The sequence below is a fragment of the Embleya hyalina genome, from assembly GCF_003967355.1.
Lineage (GTDB): Bacteria > Actinomycetota > Actinomycetes > Streptomycetales > Streptomycetaceae > Embleya > Embleya hyalina.
In genome coordinates this window covers 603,271-622,400 of sequence record NZ_BIFH01000016.1, presented here as the reverse complement: position 1 = coordinate 622,400, position 19,130 = coordinate 603,271, and the positions used below count along the sequence as shown (strand labels likewise).

Sequence of the window (19,130 nt, the reverse complement as noted above, 5' to 3'; positions counted from 1 at the left end):
GTCGAGCGGGAGCCGGGTGGGCGCGTGGATTCGGGGGGCGAGGGCGCATCCGACTCAGCCGAATCCGCCGGGCGCGCGGCCCGCTCCGGGCGGGCCGGCGTAGGACTGGGAGATCGTCAGCCAGCGGTTCGCCTCGGCGCCCTCGGCGCGCACCGCGAGGTCGGCGGGATGCCGGCGGCGGGTGACCAGGAGGCAGAAGTCGAGCAGCGGACCGGTCACCCGCTCGACGGCGTCCTCCGGACCGTGCGTCCAGATGCCGCCCGGCTCGTCCGGGTCGATCAGTTCCACCCGGAACTCCCGCTCGGGCGGCCGCAGTCCGTGCACGGTGTAGGCGTAGTCCCGGGCCCGCACGCCGAGTCGGGCGACGTGCCGGAGGCGGGCGGTGGGGGTACGGAGCACGCCCAGCGTGTCGGCGATGTCCTGGGTGTGCGCCCAGGTCTCCATGATCCGGGCGCCGGCCATCGACGCGGCGCTCATCGGCGGTCCGTACCACGGCAGGCGGGCCTTCGCCGGCAGCGCCGCCAGCAGTTCCGGGACCGCGTGCCGACCGGCCCGCCATCGGGCCAGGATGTCCTTCGGCGGTGCCGTCGCGCCGTCCTCCGCACCTCGGTCGACGAAGCCGTCGGGGTCGGCGGCGGCCACCGCGACCGCGGCCGCGAAGGCGGTGGGATCGGTGGCGGCGAGCCGGACCTGATCGTCGGTCCAGGCCAGATGGGCGATCTGGTGCGCGATGGTCCACCCGGGCGCGGGCGTCGGCAACGCCCAGTCGGCCGCGGACAGCGAAGCGACGAGCCGGTCCGACTCGGCGCCCTCCGCGCGCAGGTCGTCCAGCATGGCCGCGAGATCCACCATCGATGCCGTCCTCTCGTCGATCGCAGCGTCGCATCGCCGCGGGGTCGCGGGCAAGCACCGGGGGATGGGCCCGCCTCCCCCGGCGGGCCGCATGACCGGGTCGGGTCAGACGGTCAGGAGGATCGCGCGGGCGTCCGTGTTGAGGGTGTGGCCGCCGGGGGCGGGGGCGACCGGGACCGGCCAGTGGACGTGGCCGCAGATGGTGAGGGCCGGCGGGGCGGCCCGGATGCGGGCGGCCGTCTCGGCGCGGCCCGGCTGGGTGGGCGCGGGGCCGCGGGGACCCTCGTGCAGGATCAGCACGTCGGGGCCGGCGCCGAGGACACGGTCGACGAGGGCGGTCTGCGCCTCCTCGGCCCGGCGGCCCGGCCGCTTCGGGTCGCCGATGATCCGGCCCACGCCCGCGAAGCGGACCCCGCCCACGTCGACGTGTGCGCCGTCGAGCAGCACGACGTGCGGGCCCGCCTCGGCCAGGTCCGCCGTCGACACCTCGTCGTGGTTGCCGGCCACGCCGACCACGAACGGGCAGCCGGCCGCCGCGAACGCCCACCACACGTCCCGGACCGCCCCGGTCGCGCCGCGCCGATCCGCCGCCGGCGCCGCGTACAGGTCACCCGCCAACACCACGCCCACCCGCTCCGGCATCGGCGCCGACCCCTCCTGCGCCCACACCGTCAGGAAATCGGCGAGCGCGACACCCAACAACACCGGCGGCCCGCCCCAGGGCGACGGCGCGACCCCCTGGAGGTCGCCCGCGACCAACACCGCGTCGCACCCCGTCGGCAGCCGATCCACCCGCAACCGCCCCACCGGCAACCGCGCCGCCTCGCTCCCACCCCCGACCCGCGCCCGGCGATACCCGACCTCGGTCACCGCCTCCATCCCACCGCCCACGATCCGCATCCCCGCACGGTAGTTCCCGGACGGCATCGAGGGCACGGCGGCGCACCGCCCGACCTCGGCCCCCCGATTCCCCGGTCCCCCTCAATCCCCCTCCTCCCGCAATCGCCGGGCCCGCAACACCAGTTCCAGTTCGAAGCGACGGTCCGGCTCGTTCATCTCGTCGCCGAGCAGGTCCCGGATCTGGCGCAGCCGGTAGCGGACCGTCTGGGCGTGCACGCCCAACCGGGCCGCGATCTCCGGCGCGCCGCCCCTGGTTTCCAGCCACGCCAGCAGGGTTTCCTCCAACCGGCGGGCGTGCGCCGGGGGGCAGGTGTCCAGGGGGGCCAGACAGCGGCGGGCCAGGTCCTCGATCAGTTCCTCGGGCGGAAGCAGCACCAACGCCTCGGTGTGCTCCGTACATCGGATCAGCCGCCCCTCGGGCAGGTGACCGCGCTCCACCAGCCGCAGCGCCGTACAGGCCCAGTGCAGCGATTTCGCGGCGTCGGCGATCGGCACCGACGGGCCGATCGCGCCCGACCAGCCCGCCATCGCCCGCCGCACCAGTTCGGGGCGCCCGGCCGCGTCCGGGTCGGGCAGGATCATCCGGGGCCGTTCGCACTCCATGTCCAGGAGCACGTCCCGCCCCACCGCCGGCGCCACCGCGTCGGGCGCGGGACGCAACAGCACGCCGACGGCGACCTGTTCGGGCACCGACCAGCCGATGCGGGCGGCGTGTTCGGCCAGCGCGCTCGCGGGTTCGGTGCCGTATTCGGTGAGCAGCAGTTTGATCAACCGCTTCTGCGCCCACAACCGTTCGCCGACCTGGCGGGCGGCGGCCTCGGCGTAGCCGTGTACGGACTGCGCGACCAGACCGTCCAGGAACTCGAAGCCCGCCTCGGCGAGTTCGTACATCGCGGGCGGCGGGATCTCCACCCCCTGACCGATTTCGGCCAGCCGCCGCCAGGCGAGCCGCACGCCGAGCCGATACATCGCCTGCAACGAGTCGAGGCTGCGGCCCTGGAGCACTTCGGCGCGGCCGAACAGCTCGAAGATCTCCAGGCGTTCGTGCCGCCGATCGCCGGTCGCGGCCAGGTGCTCGACGAAGTCGACGAGGGCGCGCCGGATGGCGACCAGCGCCATCGGCTCACCCGACTCGTCCGGCACCAGCGGCACGCCGGGGTATTCGATGCGGATGTCGCGCAGGATGCCCTGCGCCAGTTCGGGTATCTCGGCCATGGCCAGATCGGCGAACCGCCGCAGTTGCGGCCGGGGCACGTCCCGCCAGGCAGTGCGCACCGTCACCTCGCCCCTCCCTCGCGCCGGCCGGCCGGCGCCGTCATCGGGGACCACCGGCCGATGCCGGGGCCGGACCCGTCTCCCGGCGTGCGGGCTCGGCATCAGGGTTGCGCGGTCGGCGCCGGCGTCGGATCGGTACGGAACGAGACGAGCGGCGAATTGGGTTGGTCGGGAGTGGAGTTCAACGCGGCGACGATCCCGAGCCCGGCACCCACGGCGAGTGCGGCGGCGAGGATCACGGTCGACCCGGCGGCGAGCAGTCTGTGCATGCTTCGACGAGCCTCTCGATCGGAGGGCACCCCGCCCATTCCCATGCACCGGCTCTGTATGAGCACAGTGTGCGAGGTGTATTGACACTCCGTCAAGGGTGCGCCTACGGTTCCCGGCCTGGGACGGAACCCGAGCCCGACCTGCGTCGGAACCCATGCCGGAACCGCGCCAGACCCCAGACAGACGTGCACGTGCCCGAGGCCGAACGCCGTCAGGAGTGCCGGATGCGCCGCCCCACTTCGCCCCGCCCCACCTCGTCCCGCCCCTCGATCCCGTCCCTGCTCCTGCTCGGTGCGGGAGTGTTCCTGCTCGTGCTGGCCGCGATGCTGGCCTGGTACGTCGAACCACACGCGAAACGCACTCCCGTCGACATCGACGACACCGTCGTCTTCGCCGGTAGCGGCAGCTATTTCGACACCGCCACGCTGAAACCGGTGGACGCAAGCACGATCACCGTGACCCGCCGCGTACTCGGCGACGTGGCGGAGGCGAAACGCAGCGGCCGCGCGGTGTGGGACGTGTCGACGACCATCGACACCCCCGAGACGCTGGCCTGGGGGGACCCGCGCCGGTCCTACCAGTGGACGGTGGCCCGCTGGGTGACGGACCGCCGCACCAACGCGCCCGTGCACTGCTGCGGCGAGACGCCGCGGATCGAGGGCGAGGCGTTCCTGAAGTTCCCGTTCGGTCTGGAGAAGCGGCAATACCGCTGGTGGGACGAGACGTTGGGGGCGGCGATCCCGCTGGACTACGGCGGCACCACCAAGGTCCTGGGACATCGCGGGTATCGCTTCACCGGCACGGTGCGAGACACCCGGATCGGCGTACGCCAGGTGCCGGGCGCGCTGGTCGGCCTGCCCGGGCAGCCGCAGGTGCTCGCCGAGGAGTGGTACGCCAACGCGGGCGTCGAGCTGGTCGTGGATCAGCGCACCGGCCGGGTGATCGACGCGAAGATCGCCCCGCGCAAGACCCTGCGCGCGCCCGGCGCGGCGACCGCCTCGGTGGTCCTGCTGAACAGCGACCGGATCGCCTTCACCCCGCAAACCCGGCGCCACCAGGTCGACTTGGCGCAGCGGGACGACCGCAAGCTGATCGCCATCGGGCAGATCGCACCGTTCTCGGCGGCCGGACTGGGGGCCGTGCTGGTGACGATCGGGGTGGTATTCCTGGTCCGAGGCCCGCGCCGCGCGTCCGGCGGCGCCGCGAGCGACGGTCCGCCCGACGATCGCGACCCCGAGGGCGACACCCGCCCGCTGCCCGAACGGCACGCGGAACCGGCACCACATTGACGGTTCGCCGGCTCACCCGGGACCAAAGTTGTCACCTCGGTGAGTAGCCGAGCGGTGACGCGGTGGCGAAAACTACGAACTCACCCCGCACATCCCGCCCATCCCGCAGAACCGGCACCGCCGTCCCCACCTCGGCACTCGCGCGGCCCATCCCTCCCCCGGGTCCGGCCCGACCCCGCGCACCGAACGCTCGCTCGCTCCAGGACCGAGAACGAGACCGAGACCGAGAACGAGTTGGAGCTCACATGCCCCAGCACGTACCCGCGTTGCGTGCGGTGACGCCCGTATCGCCACGTCGCCCCGTTGCGCCCACCCGCTCGTCCGACCGATCCCCGCACCCCCATCGCATCGTCTTCCTGGCCCGCCGCGACCTGGCCAACCCCGCCGCCGGCGGCTCCGAGCTGCTGGTCGACCGGCTGGCCGACGGGCTCACCGCGCACGGCCACCGGGTCACCCTGCTGTGCGGCGGCCCCGCCGCCGACCGGGGTTACCGGGTGGTCTCGGCCGGCGGGGACACCGACCACTACCTGCGCGCCCGTCGGGCCCTCGATCGCCGGATCGGCGGCTGCGACCTGCTGGTCGAGGTGTGCAACGGCATGCCCTACCTCACCCCGCTGTGGCATCGCGGCCCCACCGTGTGCCTGGTCAACCATGTGCACACCGACCAGTGGGGCATGCGCTTCCCGGGCCCCGCGGCCCGGATCGGCCGGCGCCTGGAGCGCTGGGGACTGGCCGGCACCCATCGGGGCAACCTGATCGTCGCGGTGTCCGGCTCGACCGCCGCCGCGCTGCGGGAGATCGGCGTACCGCCGGAGCACATCCGGGTGGTGCACAACGGCGTCGAGGAGCCCGCCCCACCGGCACCCACCTCGACCGAGCCGCTGTTCGTGGCCGTGGGCCGGCTGGTCGACTACAAACGCGTCGATCTGCTGCTGCGTCTGTGGGAGCGGGTCCGGCCGGTGACCGGCGGCACACTGGTGATCGTCGGCGACGGTCCCGAACGGGATCGGCTGCGTGCCCTCGCCGGGCCGGGAGTGCGCTTCACCGGCCGGGTGACCGAGGCGGAGAAACACCGACTCCTTTGCGCGGCGTGGCTGTTGCTGCATCCCTCGCAGGTCGAGGGCTGGGGCCTGGTGGTCACCGAGGCCGCGGCGCGCGGCACGCCGGCCGTCGGCTTCGACATCCCCGGGCTGCGCGACTCGATCGACGACGGCGTCACCGGCGTACTGGCCCGCGGCGAAAGCTCGTTCGCCGCCGCGTGGTGTGCGCTGGCGCTCGCCCCGAGGCGCCGCGAGGCGATGGCCCGCGCCGCGAGACTGCGCGCCGCCCGCTACCGATGGAGCACCACCGTCCGGCGGTTCCGGTCGGTGGCCGCCGAGGCGGCGGCGTCGGGGACCGGACGGAGCAGCCGGTGGTGAGCGCGTGAAGGACCCGTCGCTGCACCGGTCCCTCGCGCTGTTCCGCGCCTTCCGGCACGAACGGAGCGACCCCGACGGCTGCTACGGGCTGCTCGCCCGGGACGCCGCCGACCAGGTCGAGCGGCATGTGCGACTGCGCGGGCGGGTGGTGGTCGATGTCGGCGGCGGCAGCGGGCACTTCACCCGCGAGTTTCGTCGACGCGGCGCGCACGGGTACCTCTTCGAGCCCGATCCCCGGGAGTTGGCCGCGCGCGGCACCCCGCCCGAGGGCGCGGTGCTGGCCGACGGCTACCTGCTGCCGCTCGCGGACGGGGTGGCCGACGTGTGCTTCTCGTCCAACGTGCTCGAACACGTCGCGGATCCGCGCACGTTCCTCGGCGAGTTGGTGCGGGTCACCCGCCCGGGCGGGTTGATCTACGTGTCCTTCACCAACTGGTACTCCCCGTGGGGCGGTCACGAATGGGCGCCCTGGCACTACGTGGGCGCCGAGCGCGCCCGCACCCGCTACGCGCGCCGCACCGGCCGCGCCGCCAAGCACATCCTGGGCGAGAACCTGTTCGCCGTACACGTCGGCCCCACCCTGCGGCACGTGCGGGCCCGGCCGGACGTGGTGGTGGTCAGCGCCCGCTCCCGCTACTGGCCCTTCCTCGCCGGCACGGTCACCCGGATCCCCGGGCTGCGCGAGGTGATCACGTGGAACCTGCTCCTCATTCTTCGGCGGTGCCCGTGACGGCGCGGCCATCGCCCGACGCATCCGTCGGTCCCGCCGCCGGCTCCCCCGACGCCGGGTATCGCGCGCGCCCCGCAGGAGGCATCCGTGGCTGAGACGACCCTGTCCCTCCCTCCGGCCCGGCCCGGTCGACCGCCCGCCGCGACGCCGGCCGCCGAACCACCGGCCGAGCGGGCGCGGTATCGGCTGTGGGTACCGGCGTTCTGGGCGGTCGTCCTGATCGCGTTCCTGGCCAAGTCCCCCGGCAAGACCACGTTCGAGACCAAACTCGGCGTGGCCACCGACCCCTGGGGCTTCATCGGCGACCTGGGCAGCCTGTGGCACGACCGGGCCGGCTTCGGCGGCCTCGCCGACCAGTACATCGGCTACGCCTTCCCGATCCTGCCCTACTACGCGCTCGCCGACCTGGTCCGGCTGCCGGTGTGGGCGGCCGAGCGGCTCTGGTTGTCGCTGATCGTCACCGCCGCCTTCTGGGGCGCGCTGCGGCTGGCCGAGGCGCTGCGGATCGGCACCGCGCGCAGCCGACTGCTCGGCGCGGCGACCTACGCGCTGTGGCCGACGTTCACCATCGTGATCGGCTCCACCTCGGCCGGCGTACTGCCCGGTGCGGCGCTGCCCTGGGTGCTGCTGCCCCTGCTGTCCGACCGGTCGAGCCCGCGGCGCACGGCGGCTCGATCCGCGGTGCTGATCCCGTTCATGGGCGGGGTCAACGCGGCCTCCACGCTGGCCGCGCTGCTCCCGGTGGGGCTGTACCTGCTCAGTCGACCGGCCGGGCCGCGCAAGTGGCGACTGATCGCCTGGTGGGTTCTCGGGGTGTCGCTCGCCACCGCGTGGTGGGTGATCCCGCTGATCCTGCTGGGTGTGTACGGCGAGAACTTCCTGCCGTACGTCGAACAGGCGGACACCACCACGACGACCATGTCGGCGACCGAACTGCTGCGCGGCGCGGGCAACTGGGTCGCCTATCTCGACTTCGGCGAGCCGTGGTTGCCCGCCGGTCGGACGGTGGTCGCCGCCGTGGTCACCATCGTGTGCTCCGCGTTCGCCGCCGCGCTGGGCCTGGCCGGGCTGGCCCGCCGAGACCTGCCCGAGCGGCGCTGGTTGACGCTGACCGTGTCGGTCGTGGCGGCGATCGCGCTCGCCGGGTACGCCGGCTCGTTCGGCGCACCGTTCCACGGCACGATCCGCGACTGGCTCGACGGCCCGATCCGGCCGTTCCGCAACATCTACAAGTTCCAACCCGGACTGGCCCTGGCCCTGGTGCTGGGCCTGGCCCACCTGGTCGGCACGACGAGCGGCGCCACCCGAGGCACCACCCCACCGGCCCGACACGGGCCGCGATCCGGGCGCCCCTACGTGCCGCTGATCGCCGCGGTGCTCGTCCTGCCCGGTCTGGCCTGGCCGTACCTCAACGGCACGATCCTCCAGCCCGGGGCCTTCGAGGAGTTGCCGCGCCACTGGCACCAGACCGCCGACTGGCTGAAGCACAACTCCGCCGACAGCCGGGCCCTGGTGGTGCCCGCCACCGCGCACGGGCTGTACACGTGGGGGTCGCCGATCGACGATCCGCTCGATCCGCTGGCCGATTCCCCATGGGCGCAGCGGGACTTCGTCCCGTTCGGCACGCCGGGGCAGCGCCGGGCGACGGACGCGATCGAGCAGGCGCTGCTCACCGGCGGTGAAGTACCGGGCCTGCGCGACTTCCTGATCCGCGCCGGGCTCTACAACGTGGTGGTGCGCAACGACCTCGATCCGGACCAGATCGGCTACGTCCCGCCGAGCGTGGTCGAACGCACCCTGGTCGCCTCCGGATACCACCGGGTCACCGCCTTCGGTCCGCGGATCACCGACGGACGCATCCCCGAGAACACCCCGATCCAGGTCCAGGGCCTGTTCGGCCGCCGGCAGGCGGTGGAGATCTGGGCGCCGCCCGCCGACACCCCGCGACCCGGCCGGGTCGGCGCGCGCGCCGTCGCGGACACCGCGATCCTCAGCGGCGGTTCCGAGGCGCTGCTGCAACTGTCCGCCGACCCCGGCATGCGCGACCGACCCACCGTGCTCACCGGCGACGACCACCCCGGCATCGACAGGCCGGGTGTACAGGTGGTCGCGGACGGACTGCGGCGCGCGGACACCCGGTTCGGGCTGGTGAACAACAACACGTCGTACACCTACACCGCGACCGAGCGAAACCCGTCCGGCAGCGCGCAGGCGGCCGGCGACGAACCCAAGCAGATCCTGCCGACGACCGGCGTCGAACACCAGACCACGGCGGTGTTCGCCGGCGCGAAGGCGGTGTCCGCCTCCAGCAGCGGCAACTGGCTTTTCCATCTGCCGCAATTCGACCCGGTGAACGCCTTCGACGGCGATCCGAACACCGCCTGGACCGAGGGCAGCGCGGACGGGCCGGTCGGCCAGTGGTTGCGGGTGGCCTTCACCGGGCCGATCGACCTGCCCGACACGCTGCGCCTGACGCCGCTCGCGGGCGACGCCACGCGTGCCGCGCCGACCCGGGTGCGGGTGGAGACCGAGCGGGGTTCCCGGGAGAGTTCGATGCAACCGGACGGCACCGCGCAGGACGTGCGGGCGCCGGCGGGCCGGGCGACCTGGTTGAGGATCACCATCCTGGGCGCACAGTCGCCGCGTTCGGGCCTGTCCGGCGCCGGGTTCGCCGAGGTGTCCGTCCCCGGGGTCCAGGTCTCGCGGGTGCTGCGTCTGCCCACCGACGCGGCCGGCGCCGACGCCTCGACCCGGGTCTACTCGCTGCACCGCGACGGGGATCCCGGCGGGTTGTCCCCCGTGAACGCCGAGAACGGGCTGCACCGCCGGTTCGACACCGCCGCCGACGACACGTTCACCGTCGACGCGCGCGCCGTCGGGGTCACCGGCGCCGAGTTGGACCGGATCGTGCAGAACGCGGTACCGGGTCGGCCGCCGGGCATCACGGTGACCGCCGAGTCGACCGGGCACACCGGCAGTCGACTCGACGCGCGCAATCTCGTGGACGGGGACCTGACCACCGCGTGGGTCGCGGGAGACCGACCCGTACTGCACCTGAAGTGGGAGCAGCCCAGGTCCGTCGACCAGATCGTGCTCGGCGCGGCCGGCGGCTTGTCCGCGCGTCCCGAACGCATCGAGATCTCCACGCCGTTCGGCTCGGCCACCGCCTCGGTGGACGAGAACGGCACGGCCCGGTTCCCCGCGATCCGCACCGACAGGTTGACCATCACGATCAGCAAGGTCGCGCCGCTGACCCTGCACAACCCGCTCGCCGGCCGGCGGCTGCAACTGCCCGTGGGATTGAGCGAGGTCTACATCCCGGCGGTGGCCGACCTGCGGCAGCGGCCCGCCGACCCGGGGCAGACCTTCCGACTGCCCTGCGGTCAGGGCCCGACGCTGACGGTCGACAACGTGCCGCACCCGACGAGCGTGTCGGGCACGGTGCGCGATCTGACGGAACGCCGGAGTGTGCGGGTGCGACTGTGTGACGGCGACGCCCCGGGGGCCACGCTGTCCCTGCCCCGGGGCACGCATACGGTCACGGCGGACGACCGGGGTCCCGTCGAGATCACCGACGTGACCCTGGTCAGTGAGCAACTACCCTCCACCGACCGGCAGTCGGCGCGTGTCGCCACCGCCGTCGACTGGAGCGGCGACCACCGGACGGTGCGCGTGGGGGCGGGCGAGGCCACCTATCTCCAGATGTACGAGAACCGCAACTCCGGCTGGAAGGCCACACTCGGCGGCAAGAAGCTGCGCCCGGTCCGGATCGACGGCTGGCAGCAGGGCTGGCTGGTCCCGGCGGGCGCGGCCGGCACCGTGCGGCTCGACTACGAGCCGGGCGGGATCTACCGGGGCGCACTGATCGGCGGCGCGGTGGCCCTGGCCGCGCTGCTCGCCCTGGCGTTGATCCGGCGGCGCGGCGAACTCCCGGCCGGGGACGCCGAGTCGCGGGTCGAGCCGCCCGCGCCCGGCTCGATCCAGGGCGTGGTCGCGCCGACGGCGGTGATCGTGCTGATCGCGGGGCCGTTGGCGCTGCTGGTGCCCGCGGTGGCGCTGGTCGCTCGCCGCCGGCAACACCTGCTGGTGCCGGTCGCGTTCGTGGCGATGGCCGGGGCGGGCGTCGCGGCGGCGATCGGGGCGGGTGAGCCCGTCGGCGCCGGCGAGGGCGCGTTCGGACCCGCCGCACAGATCCTGGCGCTGATCGCCCTGATCGCGGCGCTGGTGACGGTGGGCGGGGCGGATCGGGACGGCGCGGGGGACGGTGATCGGCAGGCCGGCGGGTCCGATGGCGAGGGCGCCGCGCACCACGACTCCGGGGAGGGGTACGGGAGTTTCGGGCTCTTCGCACCGCCGGAGCGCGTGCCGGCCGAACCACCATCGGCCCACGGCGGAAGCGTCTCCACGACCGAATCCGAGGCTCCGCCGCCCGAGCGGGACACCGGCGACGACCGGACCCGACAGGACCCCGCCGTCGATCCCACGCACCGGATCACCGGCCCGACGCCCGCTCGCGAAGACCCCGGCGGGCCTCCCGATCGCCGGGCCGATACGGCGGCACCGCCCACCGTGGCAGCGGACTCGCGGCGGGCCGAACCCGGGAAGGGCGATGACGCGAAGCCCCGGCACGAGAAGACCGACCCCGGGGCGACCCACCCCGACCAGTCCCACGCCGAGGAGACCGACCAACCATGAGCACGGTGCGCCCGGCTCGGCGCGAGCACCCGGCCGGACCGGGCCCGGCCCGGATCCCGTTCCCGGTCGTCGACGAGGTGTCCCGGCAGTGCCTACGGCCGGGCGAGGCGATCTCGGTGCACATGGAGATCCGGCTGCCCGGGCAGCCGGATCCGGCCCGGCTGCGGGCCGCGTTCCGCGCCGCGCTGCGCACGCACGCCCGCGCGCTGGTCCGTGCGGCACCCGCGCCCTGGTACGCACGCCGCTACGCGTGGGAACTCGTCGACGCCCCCGACGTGGAGCCGGTCCGCTTCCCGCCGCCCGGGCCCGACGCGCTGGCCCGGGCCCGGGCGGCGGCGCTGACCGAGGCGCCGCCGCTGGACCTGGCACCGCCGATCCGGATCGAGGTGATCCGCTCGTCGCCGACCGCCGCCGGGTGTGTCCTGCTGTGCACGATCCACCACACCGCCCTGGACGGCCCGGCCTTCCTGCGTGTGCTGGCGACGGCGGCGGAACTCTACGGCGGCACCGGCGACAACCCTGCCGGGCCGCCCACGACGAATCGGGCCGCCGCCGGCACGTCGACCGACGGGCCCGGCCTCGACCCCGGGAGCGCGTCGGCCCGCTCCGCCCGGGTCGCGCCCGCGCCCGCGTCCGACCCGACCCGGCGCACGGGCAACGGCGTCCTGCTCGGCGAACTCCCCCTGCACGCCCGCCCCTCCGGCGCCGACCACACCGTCAACGACCGCCTGCTGGTCGCCACGTGCCTGACCATCGCGCACTGGAACCGGCTGCACGACGCACCGCCCCGCCCGATCCGGATCACCATGCCCGTGGACGACCGACCGCGCGGCCCGGACATGCCGATCGGCAACGGCACCCGCCTGGTCGACGTCTGCTTCGGCCCGCGCGAATACGCGCCGAAGCACGACGGCGGACCCGCCTCGTCCCCGAGCCCCGACCACATCGCCGACCTGCTGCGCCGTACCGCCCGCCGCACCCGCGAGCTCCGGGCGGCGCGGCGACCCCCGCTCGGTCGCGGCGCCGCCCTGCTGACCGCGCCGGTGCTCCCGGTCGGCGTCCGCGCCGCGTTCACCCGGAGTCTGGGCCGCGCGGTCGGGCCCTGGACCTCGACCACCCTGCTGAGCAACCTCGGCCGCATCCCCTACCCGCTGGACTTCGGCGACGCGGGCCGGGCGAGCGCGGTGTGGGTGTCCGCGCCCACCCGGATGCCCAGGGGCCTGACCCTGACCACGACCGGCACCGCCGACCGCCTGCACGTCGGCCTGCGCTGGTCCCGAGCGCTGCTCGACGACGCGGCGGCCCGGCGGCTGTACCGCCTCCTGGAGGCATGCCTGGCCGCCGTCGCCGCCGCACCGAACCAGGCGCCACCCGGCGGTGGTTCGTGATGACCGCCGCCCGACCCGCCGGCCTGCGCGCGTTCTACGAGGACCCCGCCGTCCCGGTCGCCTCGGGCCCGGAACGCGGCCGCCGGCAGGCCGCCATGCTGGCCCGCGCGCTCGGCCCCGAACCGGCGCTGATCGTGGACGTCGGCTGCGGCGACGGCTCGGCGGCGGCGATCGCCGGGCCGCTGTTGGCCCGCCATACGCTGGTCGGCCTCGACTGGTCCCAGGACGCGCTGCGCCGCGCCGCGCCCCGGTTGGGCCATGTGGTGCGCGGCGAACTCACGGACGGCGGGCTGCCGTTGGCCGACGGCGCGGTGGACGCAGCGGTGTTCGCGGAGGTGCTGGAACACCTGGTCGATCCCGACGCCGCACTGGACGAGTTGCGCCGGGTGCTCAAACCGCGCGGCCATCTGATGGTGTCCACCCCGAATCTGGCCGCCTGGTACAACCGGGCGTTGCTGCTCGCGGGTGTCCAGCCGGTCTTCTCCGAGGTCAGCCTGCGCGGCGTGCACGGCCGCCCGGGCACCGAGGTGGTGGGCCATCTGCGGCTGTACACCGCCCGCGCGCTCCGGGAGTTCCTGGTCGCGGCCGGCTTCGAGGTGGTCCGGGTCGCGGGCGCGCCCTTCCACGGGGTGCCCCGCCCGCTGCGCCCGCTGGACCGGATCGCCTGCGCCGCCCCCTCGCTCGCCTCAATCCTGCTCGTGCACGCGCGGCGGCGGTAGCCGTGTGGTGGGGCGTGGCCGCGGCGCTGTTCGCCAACGTGCTCTACAGCGGCGGATTCGTGGTGGAGAAGCGGGCGTCGACCGGACTGCCCGCGCTCACCGCGGGCCGCCCGCTGCGCACGATCGGGCTGCTCCCGCGCAGTCCGCCGTGGCTGGTCGGCTCGCTCGCCCTCACCGCCGGATTCGCCGCCCGGCTCGCCGTCCACCGCGCCCTGCCGCTCGCCGCCGCGCAGGGCATCCTGGTCGCCGGCCCGGTGCTGCTGCTCCTGTCGTCCTCGGTGGTGCCGGGCGAACGGCCCTCCGCCCGGGAGCGCGCGGGCGTACTCGCCGTCCTCGTCGCACCGGCGATGGTGGTCGGCTCACTGCGGTCCTCGGACACCGTCGGCGACCACGCCCCGGCCGGCCGGCTCCCGGCCGTGTGCCCGCCGGCCCTGGTCGGGTCGGCGTGGCTGTACACGGCGGCGGGCCGCCGAGCCCGGGATCCGGATCGCCCGCCCGCCACCGGCGTCGAGTACGGCGTGGCGCTGGGCCTGCTGTACGGGGTGAGTTCGCCGGCGATCAAGGGCGTCTCCGGCCGGGAGGACGCACGACCCCGGCGGCCGGATGGCGGAACTGCTCCGCTCGCCCTACCCGTACCTGCCGGTCGATACCGGCGCGGCCGGTCCGGCGTTGTCCCGGACCGCGCTGCAACGGTGCCGGGCGTCGCCGATCGTGCCGGTGTGCACCACGGTGTCCGCGCCGTTCACCGCCGTGCTCGGCAGTGTCGCCTTCGCCGAGGCGCCGCCACGCGATCCGGCGCGGCCGGCCCTGCGCGTGGCCGGCACGGTCCTCGTCGGCGCCGTCCTGCTCGTTCTGCCCCGGCACGACCCAGTCCCCGTCCCGGAAGAGGAGTCGCCCGATGGAACCCGACAATCCGCTGCTCCGGATCCTGGCCTGCCCGCTGGACAAGGGGCCGTTGACCCTGCTGGTCCCGGAGGACGCGTTGTACAACCCGAGGTTGCGCAGGCGCTATCCGATCCTGGAGGGCATCCCGCAGTTGCTGCCGTCCTCCGGCGTCGCGGTCTCCGACGACGAGCACGCGCGGATCACCCGCCGGAGCGCGCCGTGACCATCGCCGCCCGGCTCGGACCCCGGGTGCCGCCGAGGCTGGTCACCGCCGCCGTCGACGTGCTGTATCCGCGCTTCGAACCGGAGTTGCGCCGGCTCGCCGACTTCGTCCCGGCCGGTGGCACGGCCGTGGACGTGGGCGGCTGGTACGGGCCGTGGTCGCGGCGGCTGGCGCGGCGCGCGAACCGGGTGGTGACCGTCGAACCGGTGCCGCACCTGGCCCGGCTGCTCGCCGAGGGCGCCCCGGCCAACGTGCGGGTGGTGGCCGCCGCCGCGGGCGATCGGGCCGCGGACACCGTGTCGTTGTGGCTGCCGCCGGGCGACCGGGGCGATCGGGGCGTGTCGTCGCTGGTCCGCCGGGAGATCCACGACCGGGCGCTGGAGGTGCCCTGCGTACGGCTCGACGATCTGGGGCTGACCGAGGTGGTCTTCGTCAAGATCGACGTGGACGGCAGCGAATCGGCGGTACTGCGCGGGGCGCGGGAGTTGCTGCGGCGGGATCGCCCGGCGCTGTTCATCGAGGTGGAGACGCGCATCGGGTCGACGGCGCCCGTGCTCGACCTGCTCGCCGAACTCGACTACGCGGGATGGGTATTGCCGGGTCGGCACTGGTTGCCGCTGGCCGGGTTCGACCTGGCCGGGCATCAGTCGCGGACCGCGCATGTGGCCGAACGCGGGTTGTTGCGTCGGACGCTGGCCCCGTTCGGTCGCCGCTACGTCAACTCGGTGCTGTTCCTGCCGAAGTCGCGCCGGCCCGGGAGCGGTTGACGCCCGCCCCGTCACAGCAGGCCGTGGTCGTGGGCGTGGATCGCCGCGTGGGTGCGGTCGCGCAGGCCGAGGCGGGACAGGATCCGGGAGATGTGGTTCTTGACCGTGCCCTCGCTGAGGTGGAGCCGGGAGGCGATCTCGCGGTTGGTCGACCCGGTGGCGATCAGCCGCAACACCTCGGTCTCCCGCTCGGTGAGCACGCCGGGGGCGGGGTTGGATCCGGGTCGCGAATCGGGCGGCGCTACGCCGGCGTCGGCCGGACTCGGTCCCGGTCGGGCCTGCGATTGCGGTCGCGGTTCCGATTTCGGTCGCGGTTTCGCGCCGGCCGGGTCGGCCACCAGCCGGCGGGTGATCGAGACGTCGAGTTGGGCGACGCCCGCCCGGGCCAGGCGTACCGCGGCGGCCAGTTGCGCCGAGGGCAGGTTCTTCAGCAGATAGCCCACCGCGCCGGCGCGCAGCGCTTCGGTCACGTACTCGTCGTCGTCGAAGGTGGTCAGCATGATCACCCGGCAAAGCGGCGCCCGTTCGCGGATCCGCGCGACCGCCGCGACACCGTCGAGGACGGGCATCCGGACGTCCATCAGGATCACGTCGGGGTGTTCGGCCACCGCGGCCGACACCGCCTGTCGGCCGTCGGAGACCGCGCCGATCACGGTGATCCCGGGCTGGATGCCGAGCAGCGACGCGATCCCCTCCCGCACCAGTTCCTGATCGTCGACCACCAACACCCTCACGGGGTCCGTCTCGGGCCCGCTCATCGGCGCACCGCCTCGGCGCCGACCGGCTCGCGCGGCACCGTCACGGTGACCCTGGTCCCGCGTCCCGGGGCCGCCTCGACCTCGACCCGCCCGCCGAGCCGGTCCACCCGCTCGCGCATGCCGCGCAGCCCGAACCCGCCGTCCTCCTCCCGCCCGACCGCGAACCCGCGTCCGTCGTCGGCGACCACCAGACACGCCTCGTCCTCGCCGTACCGCGCGCGGACGCTGACCAGGTGGGCGTCGGCATGCCGGTGGGCATTGGTCAACCCCTCCTGGGCGGCGCGATACAGCGCGGTGAGCGATTCGACGTGGTAGCCGCGTTCCTCGCCGGACACATCGAGGGTGACCCGGGCGGGCCCGCCGTCGACGTGCCGGACCAGATCGGCGAGCGCCGAGGACAGCGAGAAGGGCGTGTCCTCGTCGCGCAACGCCCGTACCGACACCCGGACTTCGTCCAGCGCCCGGCCCGCCGACCAGCGCGCGTCGGCGATCGCCCGCTCGGCGATCCGGGCGTCCAGGTCGCGAAACGCCGCCGCCTTCTCCAACTGGACGGCGATCGCGGTGAGATGGTGGCCCAGCCCGTCATGGAACTCGCGGGCCAGCCGGTTGCGCTCGCGGGCGGTGGACAGCCGCTCGACCCGGGCCGCGTAGTCGGCCAACCGGCCATGCGATTCCCGGAGTTCGTCGAGCGTGTCGGCCAACCGCACCCGCCCGGCCTGCTCGCCCACCGCGATCGCGGCCATCGCCACCGCGAGCGCCAGGCCCAGTCCGGACATGAGCAGGTCCGTGACGACATCGGTGCGCAGGTACCAGCGGGGCACCCACAACACGTTCCCGAGCAGGATCGCCGCCGTGCAGGCCACGGTCAGCGCCACGCCGACCCGGCGGCCGAACGCGAGGAACGCGGTGATCGGCACGAGCACGAACAGCGCCCGGGACACCCCCGAGCGGTCCAGGGCGACGGCCGCGGCGAACAACACCAGACGGACCGTCAGGAGCAGCGCGGCCGGACGGGGCGGGGTGCGCGGCGGACAGCGGCGCTGTTCGATCCGGTCCAGGGCGATCAATACCAGCAGGCACGCGGCGAAGCCGGCCAGGCGCGCCGGCCGGACGGTTCCGTCGGTGACCAGGCCGCCGTACAGCCCGCCGAGCAGCACGGCCGCATGCACCGCGGGCGGCAACCACGGCAGGGGTCGGGACGCCCGCGCGGTCGGGGCCGATGGTGGCGACGCGATCATCCGGTATCTCCGTTCGATCCCCCGGGTGCGGTGCGCCGAACGATACCCGCGGGTCGGCGGGCTTGGCGGGGTCGGGACGCAACCTTGGCCGAAGGTCATGTGCCGTTCGGCCGCGGGTGTTCCCACATGGTGGGCCGCGAATGGCCGTTCGGCATCTGGGGCCGGGACCGCGGGCGTTCCTAGGCTCGGTCGGGCCGGATCCCGGCGCTCCCATCCACCCCACGAAGGGCAGTCCCTTGTCGCTATCGACCACCCGCCCACTGGCCGTCGCCGCCGCACTGCTCCTGACCACGACGCTCGGTTCGACCGCGGCGAACGCGGCGACCGAGTCGGGCCGGGGCGACTCCTCGTCCTGCACGACACGGGTCCCGGGTGCCGAGTACGTGATCGGCGCCTGCCTGGCGGATCTGACCACCAACGGCACGCGGAACACCGGGCACACCGACACGACCGACTGGCTCGGCCTGGAGGCGCCCGGCACGGTGACCCCGTCCGGCGTCGCGGGTGTGCAACTCGACGGCTACTTTCCCGACAGTTCCACCAGTAATCCCACACACGGCTGGAATCACGACAGCCAGTTCGTCATCCGCCTGCCGAGGAAGTGGAACGGCGGACTGGTCGTGGCCGGCCCGCCGGGGCTGCGCGAGCAGTACGCCAACGACCGGATGATCTCCGATCAGGCCCTCGCCAAGGGGTTCGCCTACGCGGCCACCGACAAGGGCAACACCGGAACGAGGATCTACCGGGACGGGGTGCGTCCCGGCGATGCCGTCGCGGAATGGCACCGGCGGGTGGCGCAGTTGACCGTGGCCGCCAAGAAGGTCGCCGGGCGGCACTACGGCCGGGCGCCGAGGACCACCTACATGGCCGGCGCCTCGGCCGGCGGATACCTCGTCCGTTGGCAGTTGGAGAACAACCCGGGATTGTTCACCGGCGGTGTCGAGTTGCACGGGCTGCTGTTCACCCCCGACTCGCCCAACATCCTGGACACCGCACCGGCCGCGCTGCGGGCCTATCCGCGCTACCGGGACAAGGTGCCGGGCGCGTACGAGGAGATGCTGGCCGCGGGTTATCCGAAGGGCTCCGAGCAGACCTGGGAGTTCCACTACCAGAAGTTGTGGGACTCGCTGCAACGCACGATGCGCGAGGAGATCGACCCCGACTACGACGGCTCCTTGGAGGCCGGTATCCCGTTCTGTCCGCCGAACACCATCGAGGGGTGCGACACCGACTACGTCTACGCCGAGCGGCCGGCCGCCGTGCACGAGGCGGTGGCCCGGTTGTCCCTGACGGGAAGGATCCGGCGCCCGCTGATCACCCTCCAGGGCACGCTCGACGCGCTGTTGCCGATCAGCCGCAGCGGTGACGTGTACGCGAAGATGGTCGACGACTCCGGGCGCGGCCGGATGCACCGCTACTACCGGGTCACCGACGGGACCCACGCCGACGGGTTGTACCAGGGGCTGGAGCAGTTGGTCCGGCCGATGTCACCGTGCTTCGCGACCGCCTTCGACGCGCTGTCCGCCTGGACCACGCGGGGTACGCCCCCACCGCCGAGCCGGACCGTTCCGGCGCCCGCGCCGGGCACCGACAAGGTCAACGGCTGCACGCTGTAGGCGACCGATCCCGATCCCCGCGCGGTACCGGGCACATCACCACGGGCCACCCGTGCGGCGTCGTCGACGCGGCACGGGTGGCGTCGGGGTGCGCCCTGTGCGGCGGG

At 74.2% G+C, this 19,130-nt stretch carries 15 protein-coding genes and 1 pseudogene; 10 read left to right on the top strand and 6 right to left on the bottom strand.

The features are described 5' to 3' along the window. Positions 1–54: 54 nt before the first annotated feature. The 4 genes from EMA17_RS13355 to EMA17_RS52520 all read right to left on the bottom strand — a co-directional run bounded on the left by EMA17_RS13355 (position 55) and on the right by EMA17_RS52520 (position 3,296). Entirely contained in the window at positions 55–852 is a 798-nt protein-coding gene (locus EMA17_RS13355) for a TIGR03084 family metal-binding protein (protein ID WP_126637136.1), read from the bottom strand. A 105-nt stretch (positions 853–957) separates the two neighbouring features. Then, on the bottom strand, positions 958–1,752 hold the full coding sequence (locus EMA17_RS13350; RefSeq protein ID WP_126637135.1) for a metallophosphoesterase family protein: 795 nt from the start codon (positions 1,750–1,752) through the stop codon (positions 958–960). Positions 1,753–1,833: 81 nt separating this feature from the next. Further along, positions 1,834–3,033: a PucR family transcriptional regulator gene (locus EMA17_RS13345; RefSeq protein WP_126637134.1), complete on the bottom strand. Its 1,200-nt coding sequence runs from the start codon at positions 3,031–3,033 to the stop codon at positions 1,834–1,836. A 95-nt stretch (positions 3,034–3,128) separates the two neighbouring features. Then, the gene (locus EMA17_RS52520; protein ID WP_170222150.1) at positions 3,129–3,296 is read right to left on the bottom strand and encodes a hypothetical protein; all 168 of its coding nucleotides are present in this window, start codon (positions 3,294–3,296) and stop codon (positions 3,129–3,131) included. A 225-nt stretch (positions 3,297–3,521) separates the two neighbouring features. On the opposite strand from EMA17_RS52520, the gene pgfA reads away from it, so the two are divergent. The 9 genes and pseudogenes from pgfA to EMA17_RS13300 all read left to right on the top strand — a co-directional run bounded on the left by pgfA (position 3,522) and on the right by EMA17_RS13300 (position 15,411). Continuing rightward, complete coding sequence (pgfA, locus tag EMA17_RS13340) at positions 3,522–4,586, top strand: cell envelope lipid trafficking protein PgfA (protein ID WP_126637133.1); 1,065 nt, start codon at positions 3,522–3,524, stop codon at positions 4,584–4,586. Positions 4,587–4,831: 245 nt separating this feature from the next. Next, positions 4,832–6,004 carry a glycosyltransferase family 4 protein gene (locus tag EMA17_RS13335; RefSeq protein ID WP_126637132.1) on the top strand — a complete coding sequence of 391 codons (1,173 nt, stop codon included), beginning with the start codon at positions 4,832–4,834 and terminating at the stop codon, positions 6,002–6,004. A gap of 4 nt (positions 6,005–6,008) precedes the next feature. After that, positions 6,009–6,734 (top strand): class I SAM-dependent methyltransferase, encoded by a 726-nt coding sequence (locus tag EMA17_RS13330; protein WP_126637131.1) that lies wholly within the window; start codon positions 6,009–6,011, stop codon positions 6,732–6,734. A gap of 87 nt (positions 6,735–6,821) precedes the next feature. After that, positions 6,822–11,429, top strand: coding sequence for an alpha-(1->3)-arabinofuranosyltransferase domain-containing protein (locus EMA17_RS13325; RefSeq protein ID WP_246126633.1), 4,608 nt, complete (start codon positions 6,822–6,824; stop codon positions 11,427–11,429). Beyond that, complete coding sequence (locus EMA17_RS13320; protein ID WP_126637130.1) at positions 11,426–12,817, top strand: condensation protein; 1,392 nt, start codon at positions 11,426–11,428, stop codon at positions 12,815–12,817. Before EMA17_RS13325 ends, EMA17_RS13320 begins: the two co-directional genes overlap by 4 nt. Continuing rightward, a complete protein-coding gene (locus EMA17_RS13315; protein ID WP_126637129.1) occupies positions 12,817–13,536 on the top strand; it encodes a class I SAM-dependent methyltransferase in 720 nt (239 codons plus the stop codon). The genes EMA17_RS13320 and EMA17_RS13315 overlap by 1 nt, the downstream gene beginning before the upstream one ends. Before the next feature lie 2 nt (positions 13,537–13,538). Beyond that, positions 13,539–14,442 (top strand): annotated as a pseudogene (locus EMA17_RS54005) (hypothetical protein); the annotation flags it as partial. Continuing rightward, positions 14,435–14,644, top strand: a complete 210-nt coding sequence (locus EMA17_RS13305) for a Trm112 family protein (protein WP_126637227.1) — start codon at positions 14,435–14,437, stop codon at positions 14,642–14,644. The pseudogene EMA17_RS54005 and the gene EMA17_RS13305, both read left to right, overlap by 8 nt. Next, positions 14,641–15,411: an FkbM family methyltransferase gene (locus tag EMA17_RS13300; protein WP_126637226.1), complete on the top strand. Its 771-nt coding sequence runs from the start codon at positions 14,641–14,643 to the stop codon at positions 15,409–15,411. Before EMA17_RS13305 ends, EMA17_RS13300 begins: the two co-directional genes overlap by 4 nt. A gap of 11 nt (positions 15,412–15,422) precedes the next feature. Here the strand turns inward: EMA17_RS13300 and EMA17_RS13295 are convergent, their stop codons facing one another. Both EMA17_RS13295 and EMA17_RS13290 read right to left on the bottom strand, forming a co-directional pair. Next, the gene (locus EMA17_RS13295) at positions 15,423–16,169 is read right to left on the bottom strand and encodes a response regulator (RefSeq protein WP_126637128.1); all 747 of its coding nucleotides are present in this window, start codon (positions 16,167–16,169) and stop codon (positions 15,423–15,425) included. Further along, positions 16,166–17,407 carry a sensor histidine kinase gene (locus EMA17_RS13290; protein WP_126637127.1) on the bottom strand — a complete coding sequence of 414 codons (1,242 nt, stop codon included), beginning with the start codon at positions 17,405–17,407 and terminating at the stop codon, positions 16,166–16,168. Before EMA17_RS13290 ends, EMA17_RS13295 begins: the two co-directional genes overlap by 4 nt. Before the next feature lie 236 nt (positions 17,408–17,643). Between EMA17_RS13290 and EMA17_RS13285 the strand changes: the two genes are divergently transcribed. Further along, the gene (locus EMA17_RS13285) at positions 17,644–19,023 is read left to right on the top strand and encodes a tannase/feruloyl esterase family alpha/beta hydrolase (RefSeq protein ID WP_246126632.1); all 1,380 of its coding nucleotides are present in this window, start codon (positions 17,644–17,646) and stop codon (positions 19,021–19,023) included. Positions 19,024–19,130 lie beyond the last annotated feature (107 nt).